This window comes from Streptomyces sp. NPDC000878, from assembly GCF_053599695.1.
Genome location: NZ_JBSFMT010000002.1, coordinates 304,929 through 325,598, shown reverse-complemented (window position 1 = coordinate 325,598; position 20,670 = coordinate 304,929). Strand labels below are relative to the sequence as shown.

Genomic DNA, 20,670 nt, shown 5'->3' with positions numbered 1-20,670 from the left:
CCGCGAGCGTCACTTGGAGCGGGGCAGGGCCAGCCGTTCCTGGAGCCTGGCATGGCGGAACTGGTACGCCGGGCCCGTCGCCCGCAGCAGGTTGCGGCGGCGGGCGTCCTCCAGGAAGGACATCAGGCGTACGGGGGTGCCCTCGGCGGCGGAGAGCTGTACGGCGGTCATGGCCGTGGCGACTCCCAGATTGGTCACGGGACCCGACACGAGGCCGATCCACAGACCCGCGCCGACGCCGAGCGGGGCGCCGGTCCAGAAACCGTGCTGCCAGGTGGAGATGGGCACGAAGAGCAGGGCGACCGCGAGGCCGACCAGCAGACCGAGCAGGAGCCGCAGCCTGATGTGGTGCAGCCACACCTCCCGGGGGCCGACCGACCGGCTGTCCACCACGGGCGGCGCGGTGTGGTCGTGGTCCTCCTTGACACTCTCGAACCAGCGCTTCGCGCCACGGCCGAGGAAGTTCCCGGCGACGAGTTCGTAGCCGCTGCCGTAGATCAGGGTCGTGGCGAAGCCGACCGGAATCGTGGAGAGGAAGCAGAGCCAGGCGGGCAGGCCGGGGTCTATCAGTGACCCGAGCCCGAAGCACAGCCATATCGCGACCGCCGTCACGAGCCACTGGACGACGCCCCTCCGGACGGCCGTACGGCCGAATATGTCCCGCCATCCGGCGCTCGGCAACGGCTGCGGATCGCCGCTGCGGAGGCTGAGCAGCCCGCTCACGCACCCGGACGCGATCACGGAGACGGGCCCCATCACGCCCGCCCACACGGGACCCGACAGCCGCAGGGACAGGAAGAAGGTGGCCACGCCGTACAGCAGACCGACGACGGCTCCGACGGCGACCGCCCGGGGGCGTCGGTCCGCCCAGCTGGGGATGTGCCACCAGAGCAGATCGCGCGTGCCCTGCTCGGTGAGGCGGACGGCCAGGTGACGCAGGGCCCGGTCGGCCGCCTCGGGGGAGTGCCGGGGGCGCGGCCGTCCCGGCCGGGCGGTGTAGGCAGCGGTGACGGCGTGGTCGAGGAGATGGTCCTCGACGGCGCGGGGGGTGGGGAAGCGGGCGGGGTCGAGGAGTTCGTCGACCGGGTCGGAGTCGCTGTAGACGTCACGGAGGAGGCTGATGGCGAGGGGACTGGAGAGGGCGCGGGCGACGGCGCTGTCGGGTGCGTCGAGGAGCGCGTCCGTGAGTGCCTTCCAGGCGGGCGGGGACGGCTCGGGGAGCGGGCCGAGGAGATGGGCGGCGGCGTCGGCGGGGCGCACGGGGAGGATCTCCAGCGCCACGGCACCGCTCAGCCGGGCCCGCCTGGAGGCGAGCACGGCCTCCTTCGAGCGGGACACGAGCACGAGGCGGAGGTCGGCGGACTCCAGCGCGCTCACCATGGCCGTGCGCAGCTTGGCGCCGACCTCGTCCAGGGCGTCCAGGAACAGCGCGATGCGGCCGGACTCCAGCAGTTCGAGCGCGCGGGCGCGGCCGTTCCGGCCCCGGAACAGGGTGTACTCGCGGGACAGCCGGTCCGCCGCCCAGTCGGCCGGGCTCTCGGCGGCCGGGTCCCAGCCGTACAGCGACAGCATCACCGGTACGGGGACGAGGCGACGGAGGTCGGGCGAGGCGGTGTTCGCGCGGTACCGGAGCGCGTCGAGGAGCAGGAGCACGGCGGCGGCGGTCTTGCCGGCCGCGGGCGGTCCGACGAGGAGGAGCCGCCCGGAGGCCAACCCGCCGTAGACGGCGTGCAGTTCGCTCGCTCCGCCGCCGCGCCGCAGGTCGTCGCGGGTGGCGGGGGCGAGCCCCGGCAGCGGGGGGAAGCGGGCGCGGGCGCCCTCGGCGGTGGCACCGGTGACCCGGCCGGCCACCTTGCGGTCGCTCAACTGCCAGCGGACCGGCAGCGGGGCGGGTTCGAGGAGCCGGCGGAGTCCGGCCTCCCGTTCCCACTGGCGGCGTACGACGGCGGCCAGTTCGTCGGCCGCCGCGTCGAGGGGAGAGGGCGGGGTGACGTCGTAGCGGACGTTCATGGTGTTGCCGGTGCCGACCTGGAGGGCGGTGGGGCCGTGGAAGGTGTTGCCCTTCAACTCCGTTGGCCCGACTGGCTTTTCGGGCTTCTCCGGCTTGTTCGGCTTCTCCGGCTTGTTCGGGTCATCGGGTACTTCAGACGGTCTGTCCGGGTCGGGGTCGGTCATCCGGTGGATCCGGTGGATCCGAAGTGGACGTCCTGGTGGTTGTGGTCGCCGACCTGGACCGCCGTGGGGCCGTGGAAGGTGTTGCCGGACACCACGCCCCGGCCGGTCTGCTCCGGCGTCGACTCCTCGGCCAGCGCCCGGAGTTCGGCGACGAGGCGTTCGCGTTCGGGCTGCTCCAGACTTTCCAGCAGCGACTCGAACCGCCCCTGCCAGAGGCCGACCTGAAGGTCCCGGACCCGGCCGGACTCCTCCTCGCCGGCGGCGTCCAGTACGGCGGCGGTCTGGTCGAGCCGCTCCAGCGCGTCGTTCTCCCGTGCGGGATCCCCACGGCCGATCAGCCGGGCGCACCGCTCCCGGAACGCGGTCCACAGGTCCGAACTCGCGCTCTGCACAACCGTCGTGCCCGCCGCTGCTGCTGCCGCGGTCATCGCCTCTGCCAGCATCTCCGGTCGCTCCCTTGATCCATACCGATGACGGGACCTTAGTTCCCGCTCGGCACACGAACCACACGGCCCTCCCGCCTCCGGGCCGTTCACGGTGCCCTGTGGTGCGGTCGGTGTCGCCGCCTGGAGTCGGTACTCGGTGGGCGACAGCCCGTAGGCGGTGCGGAAGGCTCGGCTGAAGTGGGCGGGGCGGTGCAGGCCCCAGCGGGCGGCGATCGTGTGTACGGGCGTGGCACGCAGGGCGGGGTCCGCCAGGTCGCGGCGGGCGCCTTCCAGCCGCTGGTTGCGTATCCAGGCCGCGACGGTCTCGTCCCGCGTCTGATCCTGGAAGAGGCGGTGCAGGTAGCTGAGGGAGATGTGATGGGCGGCGGCGACCACGGGCGGGGTGAGTTCCGGGTCGTGGAGGTTCTGCCGGACGAACGCCCGTATGCGTACGGTCAGGGCTCTGTCGCGGGTCTCCGGGGGCAGGGCCGCCTCGGTGTCGAGTACGTGGGCGAACCAGGCCAGCAGTAGGTCGAGCAGGGCGGTGCCCAGGCGTGGCGCGTCGGACGGCTGGAGGGAGTCGGCCTGCCGGCTCAGGCCGGTGAGGAAGCCCGTCAGTACGGCGCCCACTCCGTCCTGTCCCGACAGCCGCCTGCCCAGGAGTTCCCGGACCCGGTCCGGTGACGCGGGCAGCAGCACCTTGGGGAACTCCACGCCCACCCCTGTGACCACGCGCCGGTCCTGGTCCTCCGGGGGCCGGACGTCGTACGGCTGCGAGGTGTCGATCACGTACAGGTCCTGCGGGCCGTGAGTGTCGGTCCGCCCGGCGTGGTCGACGCCCAGCCCGCCGCCGAGCACCAGCGACAGGTGGTACAGCTCCGGGTCGGACCGCCGCACCATCCGTGCGTCCCGCCGGAACCGCATCGGCCGGAACGACGCCGGCCACACCGTCACCGGGCCCAGCTCCAGCAGGCGCTGTTCCGCCCAGAAGTCGGTGGTGTAGTCGCTGCTCATGTCGCTGGGGGCGTGGGTCCGGCCGACCAGCTCCCGCCAGTAGTCGAACCGGTCTTCCGCCGGTACGTCCTCGCTGCGGAACACCGTCCCGATCATCGTGCGCCACCCCGGTCCCGGTCTGCCTCGTTGGCTTGAACTCGTTTGTCCGAAAGCGTAATTGAGACGGGTGCGTTGTTGGATGCGGGGCGGTGGGGGCTGGGGTGCGTTGTTGGGTGCGGGCCCGGTGGGGGCTGGTCGCGCAGTTCCCCGCGCCCCTAGAGGCGCTGCGCGCCCCCTACATGTGAGCCCTGGTCAATATGCGCAGGCATGCGATCGGGTCGTCTCGTACTGGGCGGCGGGTTACCGCTGCCCCCATTGCCTTCGCCCGGCGTAGGCGCTGGGCGTGCAGGAGGATCACGAAGCGGGTCAACGGGCGTTGTTCTTCCGGGAGTTCGGCGACGATCCTCGTTGCCTCGCGGAGTGTCGCGTGGGCCGTTGATGCTGTGGCCGAGAGCAGGGAGCGGACGCCTGGGAGGTCCCTGCCCTGCTCCAGGTCCTCTCGTGCCACGCCGTGTTTCTCCAGGTCGTCCGTCGGGAGGTAGAGGCGGCCGTCGCGGAGGTCCTCGGCCAGGTCTGTGAGGAAGTCGGTGCGCTGGCAGGCGTCTGCCAGGAGGCGGCAGCTGTCCGCGTACGCCTCGCTGCCGCCGCCCGGCATCGACAGGCCCGAGGTGATCATGAGGAACGGCCAGGTGAGCGTCTCGATGTACGCCTGGTAGTCGTCCTCGGTCGTGAACCCGGCGAAGTCCAGGTCGATCTGGGCGCCGACGAGGTACGAGTCCACCCAGGAGCGCGGGAGTTCACGTTGCTCGGCGGTGTGGAGGAACGCGCGGAGGAGGGGGTGGCGGGCCGTGCCCGTGTCCAGTGCCGTGCGTACCTGCTCGGCCCAGCCCTCGTAGCGGCGCGTGCGCTCCGGCACCGTGCCCTTGTCGCACAGGTCGTCCGTGAACGACGCGAACGCGTATCCGGCGAGGATGTGGGGCTGGAGGCGGTCCGGGATCAGCAGTCGTACTGCCAGGTGGCCGGCGGGTTCCCGGCTCAGCATGAACTGCTTGGCCTTCAGGTAGGCGGCGCGGTCAGTGCCGCTCGTCACTCCCGCCGCGTCCAGACAACGCTGCCAGGATCGCACCGGCACGCCTCACCGTCGTAGTTGCAATTGCACGTGAAGTGTACGGGCGGTGCTGGCCGGAGGCAGGGGCGGGGCGTAGGGGTCAGCCCCTGCCTCACGTGGGGACGGGCCGGCGGCGCCGGGAGGCCGCCGGCCCGAGTCTGTGGGCGTCGGGGGTCAGCCGGCGCTCACCTGGAGTTCCTTGATGCCGTTGATCCACGCCGAGCGCAGTCGGCGCGGGTCTCCCACCAGGGTGAGGCCCGGCATCGCGTCGGCGAGCGCGTTGAAGATCAGGTCGATCTCCAGGGCGGCCAGGGACTTGCCGAGGCAGAAGTGCGGGCCTCCGCCGCCGAAACCGAGGTGCGGATTGGGGTCGCGGGTGATGTCGAAGACGTCCGGGGAGTCGAAGACCTCGGGGTCGCGGTTGGCGGAGGAGTAGAACAGGCCCACCCGGTCGCCCTCCTTGATCTTCTGGCCGCCCAACTCCGTGTCCTGGGTGGCTGTTCGCTGGAAGGAGACGATCGGGCTCGCCCAGCGGACGATCTCCTCGGCGGTGGTGGACGGGCGTTCGCGTTTGTACAGCTCCCACTGGTCGGGGTGGGTGAGGAAGGCGTGCATGCCGTGGGTGATCGCGTTGCGGGTTGTTTCGTTGCCCGCCACTGCCAGCATCAGGACGAAGAAGCCGAACTCGTCCGAGGCCAGGTTGCCCTCGTCCTCCGCCGCCACCAGCGTGGTGACGATGTCCTTCGCCGGGCACTGCTTGCGGTCGGCGGACATGTTCATGGCGTACGCGATGAGTTCCATGGCCGACTCCTGGCCGACCTCCTCGGTGATCGCGTACTCCGGATCGTCGTACGAGATCATCTTGTTGGACCACTCGAAGATCCGGAGGCGGTCCTCCTGCGGGATGCCGATCAGCTCGGCGATGGCCTGGAGGGGCAGTTCGCAGGCCACCTCCGTGACGAAGTCGAAGGGGCCCGTGCGGGCGGCGGCGTTCGCCGCTATCGCGAGCGCGCGGCTCCGGAGGTTGTCCTCCAGGGCGCGGATCGCGCGCGGGGTGAAGCCGCGCTGCACGATCTGGCGGACGCGGGTGTGCTCGGGCGGGTCCATGTTGAGCAGGATCAGCCGCTGGGCGTCGATCGCGTCCCGCTCGATGTGCTCGTTGAAGCGGATGATCGCCGTGTTGGTGGTGGACGAGAACAACTCCGGGTGCGTGGACACGTACTTGACGTCCGCGTGCCGGGTCACCGCCCAGTAGCCGTCGTCGGCGAAGCCCGCGACACCGGGATGCTGGGACACCCAGTGGACCGGTTCGGTGGCGCGCAGCTCGGCGAACTCCGGGAGGGGTACGCGGTGTTGGAGCACATCGGGGTCGGTGAAGTCGAACCCAGCGGGCAGCGCGGGGCAGTGCGCCATCGGAAACTCCCGTCACCTGAACAGTATCTGACGGTCCATCAGGAATAGTGGTGTCGTGAAGGTAGTAACGCGTTCCAGAAGAGGCAAGGGGCGCGACGACCCCAATTCCGGGCACCGCTTGTGGTATCGGGCGCTGCAAGGGGGTTGCGATGTCGGACGGCCCGTCAGCAGACTGCAAGCAGAACTAGAACGCGTACTAGTTCTGCGTGGCGGGTGGCCGGGACGCCCGCGCCGCGCGGGTGACCTGAGGAGAGGAACTCCCCATCATGGCCGCGGAACCCGTGATCGTCGAAGCCGTACGCACCCCCATCGGCAGGCGCGGCGGCGCGCTCGCCAACCTGCACCCCGCCTATCTGCTGGGCGAGACCTACCGCGAGATCCTGGGCCGCACCGGCATCCCCGCCGACTGCGTCGAACAGATCGTCGGCGGCGCGGTCACCCAGGCCGGCGAACAGTCCGCCAACCCCACCCGCACGGCCTGGCTGACCATGGGCCTGCCGTACGAGACGGCCGCGACGACGGTCAACGCCCAGTGCGGCTCCTCCCAGCAGGCCTCGCACATGGTCGCCAACATGATCGCGGCGGGCGTCATCGACGTCGGCATCAGCTGCGGGGTGGAGTCGATGTCGCGGGTGCCGCTGGGAGCGGCGTCCAAGCACGGGCCCGGGAAGCCGTTCCCGGAGGAGTGGAACGTGGATCTGCCCAACCAGTTCGAGGCGGCCGAGCGGATCGCCCGGCGGCGTGGGCTGACCCGGGAGAACGTGGACGCGCTGGGACTCGTGTCCCAGGAGCGGGCGGCCGTCGCGTGGGCGGAGGAGCGGTTCAAGCGGGAGACGTTCGCCGTCCAGGTGCCCACCACGGAGGAGGAGCAGGGCGCCGGGCAGGGCATGTGGCGGCTCGTCGACCGTGACGAGGGGCTGCGGGACACCACGGCCGAGGGGCTGGCCCGGCTCAAGCCGATCATGCCCACGGCCGTGCACACGGCGGGCAACTCCTCCCAGATCAGCGACGGTTCGGCCGCGCTGCTGTGGGCGTCGAAGCGGATGGCCCGGGCGCTGAAGCTGCGGCCGAGGGCACGGGTGGTGGCCCAGGCGCTGGTGGGCGCCGACCCGCACTTCCATCTGGACGGTCCCATCGACGCCACGCGTGCGGTGCTCGGCAAGGCGGGCATGACCCTGAAGGACATCGACCTGATCGAGATCAACGAGGCGTTCGCCTCGGTCGTACTGAGCTGGTCGCAGGTCTTCGGACAGGACCTGGACAAGGTGAACGTGAACGGCGGGGCCATCGCCCTCGGGCATCCGGTCGGGGCGACCGGCGCCCGGCTGATCGCCACGGCGCTGCATGAACTGGAGCGCGTGGACAAGGAGTTCGCGCTGATCACCATGTGCGCGGGCGGGGCGCTCGCCACGGGGACGATCATCCAGCGGCTCTGAGAGAAGGCCACCCTGAGAATCTGAGAGAAGGCCACCCTAAGAAGCGGGATCACCCACAGAGGGGGTGTCCTGAGGTTTTCCTGTGCCCTGCGCATCCATTGAATTACCGTGCGTGATACTCCATGGGTGCCGCAGGGAAGGGTGCGATGTCACAGCGACCACAGCGACGTACGGTGACGAGTCGCAGTCAGGAGCCGCGGGCGCGGTTCGCCGAGGAGCTGAAGGCGCTGCGGGAGAAGAGCGGGGACAGCCTGCGGCAGCTGGGCGACAGGGTGGGCTGGGACTTCTCGCTCTTCGGGAAGATGGAGCACGGCCACACGCTGGGCAGCGCGGACGTGGTGCTGGCGCTGGACCAGTACTTCGGCGCGGACGGGTTCCTGGTGGCGCTGTGGGAACTGGCGCTCGGGGACAAGTCCGAGTTCAAGGAGCAGTACCGCGAGTACATGCAGCTGGAGTCCGAGGCGGTGAGCCTGTGGCACTACGGCGTCACCAGGATTCCGGGCGTGCTCCAGACCCGTGGGTACGCGACCGAAGTTCTTGAGGCGGGCGACATCCGGGGCGAGGAACTCGTCCAGCAGGTCGAGGCGCGGCTCGGCCGGGCCGAACTGCTCACCGGGGAGGGCGGGGGCCCGCACTTCCGGACCATCCTGTACGAGGCCGTCCTGCGCGTGGCGCTGCGTGAACGGGGCGCGTGGCGCGAGCAGTTGGAGCATCTGCTGAAGGTCTCCGAGCTTCCTTACGCCACGATCCAGGTGCTCCCGTTCAGCGCGGGACCGTGCAGTCTGGACAGCACCGACGTGATGTTCCTGAAGCTGCCGGACGGCCGCACGGTCGCCTACGTGGAGACCGCCCACTGGGGCGAACTCGTCCAGGAACACGCCCCGGTCGAACGGTTGCAGCACGCATACGATGCGCTGCGCGACCTGGCTCTGTCCCCCGCCGGGTCGCGCACGTACATCGGGCAGCTGCTGGAGGAAGTACCGTGCGTTCCATCGACCTGAAGGCTGCGACGTGGCGCCGGAGCAGCTACAGCAACTCCGAAGGCGGCCAGTGTCTCGAGGTCGCCGACGACCTCCCCGTCGTACCGGTCCGTGACTCCAAGAAGCCGGACATTCCCGCCCTCATATTCCCCGTCCCGGCCTGGTCCTCCTTCGTGGCCGCCGTTCGGAACTGATCGAAACCCTGTGCGTACGCACGGGCTGGGTTAGCCTCGTTCTGCCAGCAGCGCGAACTGGCTTACGCAGCACATTACTTCGGGGGTTCCGTGACGGACGAAGCTGCCGCACTGCGGCAGACCGGCGCCGCGCCGCTGCGCCCCGCCGACCCCGAACGCGTCGGCCCCTACGTCCCGTTGGCGCTGCTCGGCAGCGGTGGCATGGGACGGGTCTATCTCGCCCGCCCCTCGGACGACGGCCCCGGCCTCTTCGCGGTCAAGGTGATCCGCCCCGAGTACGCCGAGGACCCCACCTTCCGGCGCCGCTTCGAACACGAGGCCCTGGTGCACGGCCGGGTCCGCACACCGCGTGCGCCGAGGCTGTGCGGTACGGGGTTCCAGGACGAGCTGCTGTGGATGGCCACGGAGTATCTCGCCGCCCTCGATCTGGCGGACGCCGTACGGGAGGGCGGTGCCCTGGAGCCGGGCGCCGTCTGGCGGTTGGTCGCGGAGCTGGGGCAGGCGCTCGCCGACCTCTCGGCCACGGGGATCGTCCACCGGGACCTGAAGCCGTCCAACGTGCTGCTGTCCGTCAGTGGCGCCCATGTCATCGACTTCGGCATCTCCAAGGCCGCCGACGCGAGTTCGATCACCGGTACCGGCAACCGGGTCGGCACGCCCGCCTACATGTCCCCGGAGTATCTGCGGACCGGCCACTGCGACGCGGCCTCCGACGTGTTCTCCCTCGCCGGGACACTGATCTACGCGGCGGCAGGCCGGGCCCCCTTCGGCGACGGCACCGGCGTCGACGTGATGCACCGGGTCGCCTTCGAGGAGCCCGCCGCCGAGGTGATCGCCGAGATCACGGCAGCCGACCCGGCCCTCGGCGCCCTGCTGGCAGCCTGCCTCGCCAAGGACCCCGAACGACGACCGACGCCTGCGGTGCTGATCGCGGCGGCTGCGGCTGCGATTGCCCGAAGCGCGGCTGCGGGTGTGGCTGCCGGTATCTCGGCGGCAGCCGTGTCCCCCTGGCCCGAGCCGCTGCTCGGCAGGGTGCTGGAGCGGCAGCGGGCGTACGACGTGCTGTATCGCGTTCCCGTCGCACGGGCGGCGGAGCTGCGGTCCCCGGGGCACCGTCCTAACCCGAACGTGAACCTGAACCCGGCGCTGCCGGTTCCGGCAGGGGGCGCGGTGCCCGTCCTGCCCGCGAGCCCGGCGGAACCGGTCGGAGTGTCGTCCGCCGAGACGTCCCCGGGGCAGCGGCGGCCGACGGGAGTGGTCGCCTGGGTCCGCAGAAGACCCGTACCGGCCGCGGTGGCCGCCCTCGCCCTGTGTGCTGTGGCCGCGCTGGTCGTCGTACTCGCCCGTCCGTCGGACCGTACGGCCGTCGCGGCCCCGGAGACCGTCGTGACCGCCTCCGCCGGTACGGCGGTCGAAGCCGGTGCCTCCTCGCCGACGCGGGAGCGCCCGGACGGGAAGTCGGCCCCGACCACGTCCGGCAGCGGCACCGAGACCGCCGACGGTCCCGCCGTACCGTCACAGGTCTCCGGCTCCGGAGGGGGCGGTGACGACGGCGAGGACGACCCCACGACCCCCGACACCGCCACGGACCCCACCCCGGACACGGGCACGGGCACCGGTACCGACACCGGCACCGACGGTGGAACGGACGGCGGCACCAGCACCACTGCCACCCCCACGCCGTCCCCGGTCGCCTCCACGACCGAGCCCGCGAACACCGCACCCTGGGTCACCGACTGCACGTACTACGCGGGCAAGGTCCGCACGGCGATCGGCAACACCGGGAAGCGCGTCAAACAGGTCCAGTGCATCCTCATGCTGCGCGGGTACGACATCGGCGGCACCGGCGTGGACGGCGTGTTCGGGGAGGGGCTGGAGACCGCGATGAAGAACTTCCAGATCGACAAGGGACTGGTCGTGAACGGCATCGTCAAGCGGGCGACCTGGGACGTCCTGCGGGCGACGAAGTGACTCCGCCCCGGTAACGGGACGGAGTCACCCGGGAGTTGTCCCGAGGCCGATGTGACGAGACGTCAGCAGGTCGACCGGTACACGTACTTGCTCACGTTCGCGTCGCCCAGGTTGTCCGCCGTGATCGACACGAACGACGTCCCGATCGTCTTCGTCACCTTCTTCCCCTGGACCGCGTTCACGGCCTCCCGTACGGCCTGGGCGCCGATCTCCTCGGCCTTCTGGGCGATCAGCGCCTGGACCGTGCCCTTCTTCAACTGCTCGACCTGTGCGGGGCCCGCGTCGAAGCCGACGACCTTGACCTTGCCGACCTTTCCGGCGTCCTTGATGGCGTTGTTGGCGCCGTCGCTCGCCGGGGTGCTGATGGAGAAGATGCCCGCCAGGTCGGAGTCCTTGGAGAGGGACGCGGCCGTCAGGCGGGCGGCCTCGACGACGCCACCGCTCGGAGTGGAGGGCTGGACGCCTACGAAAGTGATGTCCGGGTACTTCTTGATCTCGGTCTCGAAGCCCTTGATCCGCTGGTCGGCCGTGGTGACCCCCGGGGTGCCGCCGATGATGACGACCTTGCCCTTCTCACCGACGAGCTTGGCCAGGGTACGGGCCGCCTCGGCGCCGCCCTCCTCGTTGTTGGAGGAGACGGCGGAGGAGATGAAGCTCGTGTCGTCGAGGCCCGTGTCCGCCGTCACGATCTTGATGCCGGCCTCGTTGGCCTGCTTCAGCGGCGTACCCAGCGCCTTGGAGTCGGTCGGCGCGATGACGATGGCGTTCGGCTTCTTCGCCACCGTGCTGGTGAGGATCGGGGTCTGCGTCGCTGGGTCGAAGGTCGTCGCGCCCTGGACGTCCACCGTCGCGCCGAGCTTCTTGCCCTCGGCCTTCGCGCCGCAACCCAGGGTGTTGTAGAAGGAGTCGGACGCGGTACCGAGGATGACGGTCACCTTGGGGTTGGCGGTCGAGGAGGAATCGCCGGACCCGCAGGCGGTGACGCCGAGGAGGAGGACGCTCGCGAGGGCGGCGCCTCTGAGGGGGAGGTGGGCGGTCTTCATGGTGCAACTCCATTGGTGCGACGGGGCGTTGAGCACGGGGCATTGGGCGGGACCAGCAATGGGGGCTAACGGAGCGTGCGGCGGCGCCGGTTGACGTGGTCGACGTACACGACCCCCGCCAGGACCGCGCCGACCGCCACCTGCTGCCAGAACGGCTGGAGGCCGATGATGACCAGGCCGTTGCTCAGCACGGCCGGGATGAGGGAGCCGAAGGCGGTGCCCAGGACGCTGCCCACCCCGCCGAAGAGGCTGGTCCCGCCGAGCACGGTGGCGACGATCGCCTGGAGGTTGTCGCCGGTGTGGCCGCCGACGGTGGTGGTGGAGAAGCGGGCCAGGTTGACGTACGCGGCGATTCCGGCGAGGAGTCCGCAGAGCGCGTACACCTTGATGAGGTGGCGGTCGACGGCCACTCCGGCGCGACGGGCGGCCTCGACGTTGGAGCCGATCGTGCGGGTGTAGGTGCCGAAGCGGGTCAGGCCGAGGACGATCGCGCCGGCGACGGTGAGACCGATGGCCAGCCAGACCGTGTACGGGATGCCCAGGAAGCGGCCGAAGCCGAGGCCGTTGACCAGGGAGTCGGGGACTCCGCGCAGATCCAGGCCGTTGGTCAGTACCAGGGCGCCGCCGCCCGCCGCCGAGAGGGTCGCCAACGTGGCGATCAGCGGCGGGAGTTTGGCCTTCGTGACCAGGAGGCCGTTGAGAACTCCCCAGGCCAGGCCCGTTGCCATCGTTGTCACCAGGCCCGCGAGCAGGGTCAGCGGGCCCTCGCCGCCCAGTGCCGACATCACCTTGACGCCCACGACCCCGGAGAAGATCAGCACCGAGCCGACCGACAGATCGATGCCCCCGGTGGTCATCACGAACGTCATCCCGATGGCCAGGACGCAGTACGAGGCGGCCTCGATGGCGACGCTGCGCAGGTTGTACGCGGTGAGGAAGTTGTCGGGGTAGGCCGCGCCGAACACCGCCAGCAGGATCAGCAGGACGACCAGGGCCAGGCTCCGGGTGCCCTTCATGTTGCGCCAGGCGGCGGCGAGGGCCACCGAACGCAGGGGAGGGGAGGTGTCCTCGTCCGGTCCGGCGGCGGGGGACTTCGCCTTCGTGGTGGGGGTCGTCATGACTGGTCCTCGCTGTCTGCCGGATCGAGGGCGGGATCGGACGCGTCTTCGAAGGTCAGCGCGCCCGTCATGGCGCCGAGCACGTTCTCGCTGGTCGCCGTCGCACCGGACAGCCGGGCCACCCGCTGCCCGAGCCGCAGCACCTCGATACGGTCCGCGTACTCGAAGACGAACGGCAGGTTGTGGCTGATCAGGACCACCGCGACGCCCGAGGCCCGGACCCGCTGGATCAGCTGTCCGACCCGTTCCGTCTGTACGACGCCCAGTGCGGCCGTCGGCTCGTCCATCAGCAGCACCCGGTCCGCCCAGTTGACCGCCCGGCCGACCGCGATGCCCTGGCGCTGGCCGCCGGACATCGTGACGACCTGCGCGGCGGTGTCCTGGATGCCGACGCCGAGCGAGCCGAACGCCTCGTCGGCCTTGGCCCGCATGGCCTTCCGGTCCAGGAAGCCGAGCTTCCCGAGCAGCCCGGGGCGCATGATCTCGCGGCCGAGGAAGAGGTTCTCGGCGGGGTCCAGGTCGGGGGCGAGGGCAAGGTCCTGGTAGACGGTCTCGATGCCCAGGCGGCGGGCGGCGATCGGGTCCGGGATGGTGACGGGCCTGCCGTCGACCCGTATCTCGCCCGCGTCGGGCTGGATCACCCCGGAGATGACCTTGACGGTGGTGCTCTTGCCGGCGCCGTTGTCGCCGACCAGCGCGACCACCTCGCCCGGGTAGACGGTGAGCGCGGCCCCGCGCAGCGCCTGGACCTGGCCGTAGCTCTTGACGATGCCGGACAGTTCGAGGACCGGGGTGGCGAGGGCGGTGGCCCCGTGCGGGGCCGGGCCGACCGGAGCGGGACCGGCGGGAGTGGGCGTGCTCATGGCTTCTGCTCTCCGCTTCCACGGGGGATCAGTACGGTGCCGAGCTGGACCCGGCGGGGTGGTCCGCTCTGGCCCGCGATCCGGGCCAGCAGCAGTCGGGTGGCCTCGCGGCCCATCTCGTCGGCGTCCCCGGACACGACCGTCACCGGGGTGGGCAGCAGATCGGCGAACGGGAAGTCGTCGAAGCCGACCAGCGCCGTGTCCTGCCCCGGGCCCATGGCGCGCAGGGCGCCGTGGGTCAGGAAGTTGGTGGTGGTGAACAGGGCGGTGGGGCGCCGGTCCGGGGGTAGTGCAAGGAGTTCGGCGGCGGCCTGCTCGGCCTCCTCCCGGGTGCCGTGCTCCAGGCGCGCGACCAGGGCCTCGTCGACCTCGCCGAAGGCGGCGCGCATCGCGTCCAGATAGCCGTCGAACCGGCGCCCGGTGGTGTAGTGGCTGGCGGCCACGACGACACCGATCCGCCGGTGACCGGCGGCGATCAGATGCTCGGTGGCCTTACGGGCGCCCCCGTGGTTGTCCAGCAGCACGGTGTCCGCGTCGAGGCCCAGCGCGGGCCGGTCCACGAAGACGACCGGGGTGCCCTGGGCGACCTCGCGGCCGAGATAGCCGTAGTCCATGGCGCCGGGCACGATCAGCAGCCCGGCGACGCGCTGTCCGAGCAGGTCGTCGATGCCCCGGCGCTCGGCCTCGGGATCCTCGTCGGAGCTGGCCAGCACGACGTTGTGGCCGTGGGCACGGGCCACGCCCATGACGCCGTTCGCGATCGAGCCGTAGAACGGGTTGGTCAGATCGCCGACCAGCAGCGCGAGCGTGGTGCTGCGCTGGCCGGGACGCAGACTCCGGGCGAGGTCGTTGCGCCGGTAACCGGTCTCGTCTATGGCAGCGCGCACCCGCTCCGCGATCGCGGGGGAGACCGTCTCGTCACCGTTGACGAACCGGGAGACGGTCTTGATCGACACCCCGGCGAGGGCGGCGACCTCCCGCATGGTGGGCGTTCGCATGTCCGGCATCACTCCGAAAAGGCTCGCTATGCGACAAAGGTCGCTACGCGTCGTTGCGTGCCGCACAGCAAACTCCCGTGAAACAACGTTGTCAATGGATCGGAACAGGGATTTTGCACGCCTTGCGCGGTGCGGGGGTCGGTACGTACGCTCCGACAACGTTGTTCCGAAACAACGTTGTCTCAGTGCGTGACGGAGTACGTGGAGGGTGACCATGGGGCATGCGAACGACCCGGAGGACGGGCTGCCGGAAGGCCTCCGCGCCCTGAGCGCCGACGTCCACCGCGAGCTGCGCACCCTCGACCCGAGCGCCGCCGACCGCTTCACGGCCCTGCTCGCCGGCACCTGGGGCCGGGCCATGCGCCCGCTCCCCGACGGCGAGGTCTTCGTCCTCACCGGCGACATCCCCGCGATGTGGCTGCGCGACAGCACCGCCCAGGTCCGCCCCTACCTCCTCGCCGCCGACGATCCGTCCGTCGCCGCCGCGCTCACCGGCGTGCTGCGCCGCCAGCTGCGGTACGTCCTCGCCGACCCGTACGCCAACGCCTTCAACGCCGAACCCGACGGCTCCGGCGCCGGGTACGTCGACGACCCGGTCCCCGACCCGCTGGTCTGGGAGCAGAAGTACGAGATCGACTCGCTGTGCGCCCCGCTCCAACTGGCGTACGGCATCTGGCGGGCCACCGGCAGCCTCGGCCACCTCACCGCCGACGACCGCTTCGTCCGCGCCGCCCGCCGGCTCATCGCCCTGTGGCGGGTCGAGCAGGACCACGAGAACAGCTCGCCGTACGAGTTCCGGCGCGAGGGCGACTGGGAGTACGACACCCTGGCCCGCGACGGCCGGGGTGCACCGACCGCGCCCACCGGGATGACCTGGTCCGGCTTCCGCCCCAGCGACGACCGCTGCCAGTACGGCTATCTGGTCCCGTCCAACGCCATGGCGGCCGTGGCGCTGAGCGGCCTCGCCGAACTCGCGACGGCGATCGGCGACCTCGACCTCGCCGCCGACGCCACGGCCCTCTCCGGCGAGATCGCCACCGGCGTACGTACGCACGGGGTGACCTCAGGGGCAGACCTGGCGGTGTACGCGTACGAAGTCGACGGTCTCGGCGGGCAGTTGCTGATGGACGACGCCAACATCCCGAGCCTGCTCTCGCTGCCCTACCTCGGCTGGTGCGACCCGGGCGACCAGCTCTACCTGCGCACCCGCGAGTTCGTCCTCAGCGACGCCAACCCCTTCTATTACGCGGGCGGTTCGGCTTCAGGGATCGGCAGCCCGCACACCCCGCCCGGCCACGTCTGGCCGCTCTCCCTCACCATGCAGGCGCTGACCAGCGACGACGAGGCCGAACGGGTCCGCCTCGCCGAGCTGCTGCTGCGCACCGACGCGGGCACCGGCTCCATGCACGAGAGCTTCCACGTCGACGACCCCGCGACCTTCACCCGCCCCTGGTTCGGCTGGGGCGACGCCCTCTTCGCCGAGCTGCTCCTCGACCTCACCGGACGGTCGACCGCGCGCCTGCACCCCCGGCTTACCGCGACCGAACGGCCCTCACGGTAAGGCCACTTACCGCCCTGCCCGCGCACACGCTCGCTACGATCGCGGGCGTGTGCGCAAACATTGTGGTCGCCGAAGACGACGCGAAGCAGGCCGAACTGGTGCGCCGCTATCTGGAGCACGAGGGTCACACCGTCACGGTCGTCGAGGACGGCCGGACCGCTCTCGACACGGTCCGGCACCAGGAACCCGACCTGGTCGTCCTCGACGTGATGATGCCCAGAGCCGACGGCCTCGACGTCGTACGCATCCTGCGCGCCGAACGCCGCGAGGTGCCGGTGCTGATGCTGACGGCCCGCAGCACCGAGGACGATCTGCTGCTCGGCCTCGACCTCGGCGCCGACGACTACATGACCAAGCCGTTCAGCCCACGTGAACTGACGGCCCGCGTACGGACGTTGCTGCGCCGCAACCGGCGCGGCACCGATCAGGCCCCCGAACCCGCCCCCGCCCCCGAGCCCGAAGTGGCCCCGGACGAGAAGGTGTTGGCGGTCGGCGTGCTCAGGGTCGATCCGGCGCGGCACGAGGTGTCGGTCGGCGGTACGGCGGTCGAGTGCACGCCGGGTGAGTTCCGTATCCTCGCGGCGATGGCGGCCGAGCCCGGCCGGGTCTTCACCAGGGCGCGGCTCCTGGACGAACTGCACGGCTTCGACAAGTACATCAGCGGCCGGACCGTCGACGTGCACATCATGAACCTGCGCAAGAAGATCGAGCTCGCCCCGCGCCGACCGTCCCGCATCATCACGGTCTTCGGCGTCGGCTACAAGCTGACGGACCCCGCGAAGAGCGTGCGCCATGCGTCGTCCTGAGGAAGAGCGGGACGCGGCGGGTACGAAGGGCCGGCTGCCGCTCCGGAAGAGCCTGGCCGGGCGGCTGTTGACCGTGACGGCGCTGGTCGCCTCGTGCTCGGTCGCCGCCACCGCCTGGCTCGCCGTGCAGACGACCTCCGTCGCGATCCGCCAGGAGCAGGGGCAGAACCTCAAGTCCGACGCGAAGATCTACGACACCCTCCTCGGCTACGCGGCCACCCACCCCGGCTGGGAGGGCGTCGACGCGACCGTGCGCGAACTGGCCCGGCAGTCCGGGCGCCGGATCGTGCTCACCACCGAGGACCGGCGCCCGTTCGCCGACTCCGCGAACTCGGGCTCCAGGGACGGCGGTTCGTCGTCGGCCGCGCTCGCCTCGCAGCCCTCGGCGGTCGTCGACCCGCTGTCCGTCGACACCGTGCTGGTGCCCGACGCCGCCGAGACCGGCGCGGACCGTGTCGATCCACGCGCCGTGGGGCCCTTCCGTCTGCCCGCGAAGGAACGTTCCGCGCTGCGGAAGGCCTCCGCCGGGAGGGTGGAGTGTCTCAGCCAGCTGGGGATCGCCGCGGACATCGTCGAGAGCCCGGGCGGACGGCCCCGCGTCCAGTTCGTGAGCAACGAGACGGACAACGCGGCCGAGGACGAGATCGCCCGCTCCATGGAAGCGAAGTGTCTGGACTCCTTCTCGGTGTCTCCCACCCCGACCGAGCGGAAGGCCCTGCGCGCCCTCAACCAGCTCGCCGACTCCTGCCTCGAACGCCAGGGTCGTACGGGCGTGACCCTGAACCTGGACCTGTCCTGGGACCGGAGCTGGGGGTACGGACAGGACGGCGTGAGCCGCGTCGCCGAGGACGGCACCGACAGGCAGACGGCGGAGAAGGCGGCGGAGGCCGAGCGGCTGGCGGCCAAGATCGCGGGGGACGCCAGGGCCGCCAAGGCCTCCGCAGCGGCCGAGGCGGCGGAGGCCGCTGAGGCCGCCAAGCGGAAGGCGACTGGCGGCGGCGAGATCTACGACCTCCCCGCCGAGGTCCGGGGAAGCGGCTACGACCGGGCCATCGCCGCCTGTGTCGTCAGCGCCCGCCGCGAGCAGCTCACCGCCTATGTCGCCGCGCCCACGCTGCTGTTCATCGACGGCCCCGGCGCCGCAGGCGTGCCCGGCCTCGACCTCTCCCCGGCCAACACCGCCCGGATCGCCGGGGTCACCGCCCTGGTCCTCGCCCTCACCGTCGGCGCCTCGGTACTCGCGGGAGGCAGGCTCGTACGCCCGTTGCACGCGCTCACCGGCGCCGCCCAGCGGATGCGGGACGGCCTCGACTCGACGCCGGTGCCCGTGCCCGTCGGCTCCGACAACGAGATCGGACGGCTGGCGACGGCCTTCAACGACATGGCCGCGCACCGGGCCCGTCTGGAGGAGCAGCGCAAGGTGATGGTCAGCGATGTCGCCCATGAGCTGCGTACGCCGCTGAGCAACATCCGGGGCTGGCTGGAGGCGGCCCATGACGGACTGGCCGACCCCGACCCGGCGTTCGTCTCCTCGCTCCTGGAGGAGGCGGTGCAGCTCCAGCACCTCATCAACGACCTCCAGGACCTGGGCGCGGCCGACGCGGGCGCCCTGCGGCTGCACCGCAAGCCGGTACGCGTCGACGAGCTGCTCGGCCAGGTCGCCTCCGCACACCAGGGGTTGGCCGAGACGGCGGGCGTCACGCTCACTGCCACCGCGCCGCCTCCCGGCACCCCTCGCCTCCCGCTTCTCGACGCTGACCCCGTACGGCTGCGCCAGGCCGTCAGCAACCTGCTCTCCAACGCGGTACGCCACACACCGGCGGGCGGCACGGTGACCCTGCGCCCGTACGTCACCGGTGCCGGCGGTTCCGGGGACGAGGTCGCCGTGGAGGTGTCCGACACCGGCAGCGGCATCCCGGCGGCGGATCTCCCGTACGTCTTCGACCGGTTCTGGCGGGCGGAGAAGTCCCGCAACCGCAGCACCGGCGGCAGCGGTCTCGGCCTGGCGATCGTCCTCAAGCTCGCCGAGGCGCACGGCGGCACGGTGGACGTGGTGAGCGAGGAGGGGAAGGGGGCCACCTTCACCCTGCGGCTGCCCACGAGCCCCGCGTCCGACCCTGATGGGATGACCACGGCGATCTGACAGGTTCCTCACAACTGGCCGTCAGGGTGGGGCCATGCCCGGAACCTGGTGCGGATCGAGCACCCAGGTACGACCAAGGCCGGGCTGGAACTGGAGTCTTCAATGTCCCGCCGTCTCACCCTGCGTCCGCTGAACCCGCTTCGTATCGCCGTGCTGACCGGCGTCGCGGCCGGCGCGCTGCTCGTCCCGGCCTCCGCGGCCTTCGCCACCGACCCGACCCCGACGCCGAGCGCGTCCGACCTGACCCCGGCCGACAAGGAGGCCCTGGCGAAGAAGAAGGCCGAGGACGCGAGGGCGCTCAAGGAGGCCGAGGCCCGGAAGGCCCAGGAGGCCAAGAAGGCCGGCAAGGACTACCCGCGGGGCGGTGTCGCCGCGGGCGAGGCCCCGGCCGGGGACAACACCGGCACGCTGATCGGGTCGGCCACGGGTGCGCTGCTTCTCGCTGGCGCCGGCACCTATGTGGTGCGGCGCCGCACGAGTGCGCGCCGCTAGGCGCGCCGCTGGAAGTGCCGCTGTGTGTCGTCGGTCGTCTGCGGCGCCGCCGTGGCTGGTCGCGCAGTTCCCCGCGCCCCTTAGGGGCGCTGCCGAACGCTGATTCGGCAGCACTTCCTCTCGTATGAAACGGTGGCGCCGTCCTTCACCGGGCGGCGCCACGCGTGTTACCGCACCCAGCACCCTCGCTCTGGAGCCCGCGTTGCCCGCTGCACGCCGCCTTGCCGTCGCCCTGTTCGCGCTCGTCACCCTGCTCTCCGGCTGTTCGTCCGCGCCCGACCCGGGACTGCGGGTCGCGCCCACCGCCTCGGCGCCCGAACAGGCCGAGGAGTCCGTGACCTCCGCTGCCCCCGAGGAGCGTGCCGCCCCGGCCGAGGTCGCCGTTCCCTCCCTCGGGATCACCAGTTCGCTGATGGAGCTGGGTCTCAACACGGACGGGACGGTCGAGGTCCCGCCGGCCGAGAAGGGGATGACCGCCGGCTGGTACACGGGCGGTGCCGTGCCCGGTGCGGTCGGCTCGGCCGTCATCATCGGCCACAACGACACCCGCTTCGGCAAGGCCGTCTTCCACGACCTCAAGAAGATCACCAAGGGCGCGGACATCACCGTCACCGACGCGAGCGGCGACGCGGCCCACTTCACCGTCACGGACACGGAGAGCGTCGGCAAGAACGCCTTCCCCACGGAGAAGGTCTACGGCCCGACCCAGGACCGAGCCCTGCGGCTCATCACGTGCGACGGCGACTTCGACGCCCAGGGCCATCCGGTGAACAACCTCATCGTGTACGCGACGCTGAGCTGACGGCCGTATGCGGAACATCACATGCCGGATTCGTCCTGCCGTCACGAGTAACGTCCAAACGGTCCCTGCCTTAACTCTCAAGTAATGGC

The 20,670-nt window shown here is 71.1% G+C and carries 16 protein-coding genes and 1 pseudogene; 9 read left to right on the top strand and 8 right to left on the bottom strand.

Annotated elements, in window-relative coordinates:
- Positions 1-9 precede the first annotated feature (9 nt).
- The 4 genes and pseudogenes from ACWDR4_RS03200 to ACWDR4_RS03185 all read right to left on the bottom strand — a co-directional run bounded on the left by ACWDR4_RS03200 (position 10) and on the right by ACWDR4_RS03185 (position 6,174).
- Entirely contained in the window at positions 10-2,175 is a 2,166-nt protein-coding gene (locus ACWDR4_RS03200) for a hypothetical protein (protein WP_450403168.1), read from the bottom strand.
- Between the two features lie 563 nt (positions 2,176-2,738).
- Positions 2,739-3,710: pseudogene (locus ACWDR4_RS03195) on the bottom strand (AraC family transcriptional regulator); the annotation flags it as partial.
- 178 nt (positions 3,711-3,888) lie between these two features.
- Positions 3,889-4,743: a phytoene/squalene synthase family protein gene (locus ACWDR4_RS03190; RefSeq protein ID WP_450403165.1), complete on the bottom strand. Its 855-nt coding sequence runs from the start codon at positions 4,741-4,743 to the stop codon at positions 3,889-3,891.
- A 192-nt stretch (positions 4,744-4,935) separates the two neighbouring features.
- Entirely contained in the window at positions 4,936-6,174 is a 1,239-nt protein-coding gene (locus ACWDR4_RS03185; protein ID WP_450403162.1) for a cytochrome P450, read from the bottom strand.
- 266 nt (positions 6,175-6,440) lie between these two features.
- On the opposite strand from ACWDR4_RS03185, the gene ACWDR4_RS03180 reads away from it, so the two are divergent.
- The 4 genes from ACWDR4_RS03180 to ACWDR4_RS03165 all read left to right on the top strand — a co-directional run bounded on the left by ACWDR4_RS03180 (position 6,441) and on the right by ACWDR4_RS03165 (position 10,755).
- Positions 6,441-7,610, top strand: coding sequence for a steroid 3-ketoacyl-CoA thiolase (locus tag ACWDR4_RS03180; RefSeq protein ID WP_450403160.1), 1,170 nt, complete (start codon positions 6,441-6,443; stop codon positions 7,608-7,610).
- A 146-nt stretch (positions 7,611-7,756) separates the two neighbouring features.
- The gene (locus ACWDR4_RS03175) at positions 7,757-8,611 is read left to right on the top strand and encodes a helix-turn-helix domain-containing protein (protein ID WP_450403158.1); all 855 of its coding nucleotides are present in this window, start codon (positions 7,757-7,759) and stop codon (positions 8,609-8,611) included.
- On the top strand, positions 8,593-8,784 hold the full coding sequence (locus ACWDR4_RS03170) for a DUF397 domain-containing protein (RefSeq protein ID WP_450403157.1): 192 nt from the start codon (positions 8,593-8,595) through the stop codon (positions 8,782-8,784). The genes ACWDR4_RS03175 and ACWDR4_RS03170 overlap by 19 nt, the downstream gene beginning before the upstream one ends.
- A gap of 90 nt (positions 8,785-8,874) precedes the next feature.
- Positions 8,875-10,755: a protein kinase domain-containing protein gene (locus ACWDR4_RS03165; RefSeq protein WP_450403156.1), complete on the top strand. Its 1,881-nt coding sequence runs from the start codon at positions 8,875-8,877 to the stop codon at positions 10,753-10,755.
- A gap of 62 nt (positions 10,756-10,817) precedes the next feature.
- Here ACWDR4_RS03165 and ACWDR4_RS03160 read toward each other — a convergent pair whose 3' ends face one another.
- From ACWDR4_RS03160 to ACWDR4_RS03145, 4 genes are all read right to left on the bottom strand, one after another.
- Positions 10,818-11,798 carry an ABC transporter substrate-binding protein gene (locus ACWDR4_RS03160; RefSeq protein ID WP_450403154.1) on the bottom strand — a complete coding sequence of 327 codons (981 nt, stop codon included), beginning with the start codon at positions 11,796-11,798 and terminating at the stop codon, positions 10,818-10,820.
- A gap of 65 nt (positions 11,799-11,863) precedes the next feature.
- Positions 11,864-12,916 carry an ABC transporter permease gene (locus tag ACWDR4_RS03155; RefSeq protein WP_450403151.1) on the bottom strand — a complete coding sequence of 351 codons (1,053 nt, stop codon included), beginning with the start codon at positions 12,914-12,916 and terminating at the stop codon, positions 11,864-11,866.
- Positions 12,913-13,779: an ATP-binding cassette domain-containing protein gene (locus tag ACWDR4_RS03150; protein ID WP_450403149.1), complete on the bottom strand. Its 867-nt coding sequence runs from the start codon at positions 13,777-13,779 to the stop codon at positions 12,913-12,915. Before ACWDR4_RS03150 ends, ACWDR4_RS03155 begins: the two co-directional genes overlap by 4 nt.
- Positions 13,776-14,777 (bottom strand): LacI family DNA-binding transcriptional regulator, encoded by a 1,002-nt coding sequence (locus tag ACWDR4_RS03145; RefSeq protein WP_450403146.1) that lies wholly within the window; start codon positions 14,775-14,777, stop codon positions 13,776-13,778. Before ACWDR4_RS03145 ends, ACWDR4_RS03150 begins: the two co-directional genes overlap by 4 nt.
- A 214-nt stretch (positions 14,778-14,991) precedes the next feature.
- Between ACWDR4_RS03145 and ACWDR4_RS03140 the strand changes: the two genes are divergently transcribed.
- The 5 genes from ACWDR4_RS03140 to ACWDR4_RS03120 all read left to right on the top strand — a co-directional run bounded on the left by ACWDR4_RS03140 (position 14,992) and on the right by ACWDR4_RS03120 (position 20,581).
- Complete coding sequence (locus tag ACWDR4_RS03140) at positions 14,992-16,338, top strand: glycoside hydrolase family 125 protein (protein WP_450403144.1); 1,347 nt, start codon at positions 14,992-14,994, stop codon at positions 16,336-16,338.
- A 47-nt stretch (positions 16,339-16,385) separates the two neighbouring features.
- Positions 16,386-17,144, top strand: a complete 759-nt coding sequence (locus tag ACWDR4_RS03135) for a response regulator transcription factor (RefSeq protein ID WP_450403142.1) — start codon at positions 16,386-16,388, stop codon at positions 17,142-17,144.
- On the top strand, positions 17,131-19,287 hold the full coding sequence (locus ACWDR4_RS03130; RefSeq protein ID WP_450403139.1) for a sensor histidine kinase: 2,157 nt from the start codon (positions 17,131-17,133) through the stop codon (positions 19,285-19,287). The genes ACWDR4_RS03135 and ACWDR4_RS03130 overlap by 14 nt, the downstream gene beginning before the upstream one ends.
- Positions 19,288-19,389: 102 nt before the next feature.
- Positions 19,390-19,779, top strand: coding sequence for a sortase-dependent protein (locus tag ACWDR4_RS03125; protein WP_450403136.1), 390 nt, complete (start codon positions 19,390-19,392; stop codon positions 19,777-19,779).
- 202 nt (positions 19,780-19,981) lie between these two features.
- The gene (locus ACWDR4_RS03120) at positions 19,982-20,581 is read left to right on the top strand and encodes a class F sortase (RefSeq protein ID WP_450403133.1); all 600 of its coding nucleotides are present in this window, start codon (positions 19,982-19,984) and stop codon (positions 20,579-20,581) included.
- Positions 20,582-20,670 lie beyond the last annotated feature (89 nt).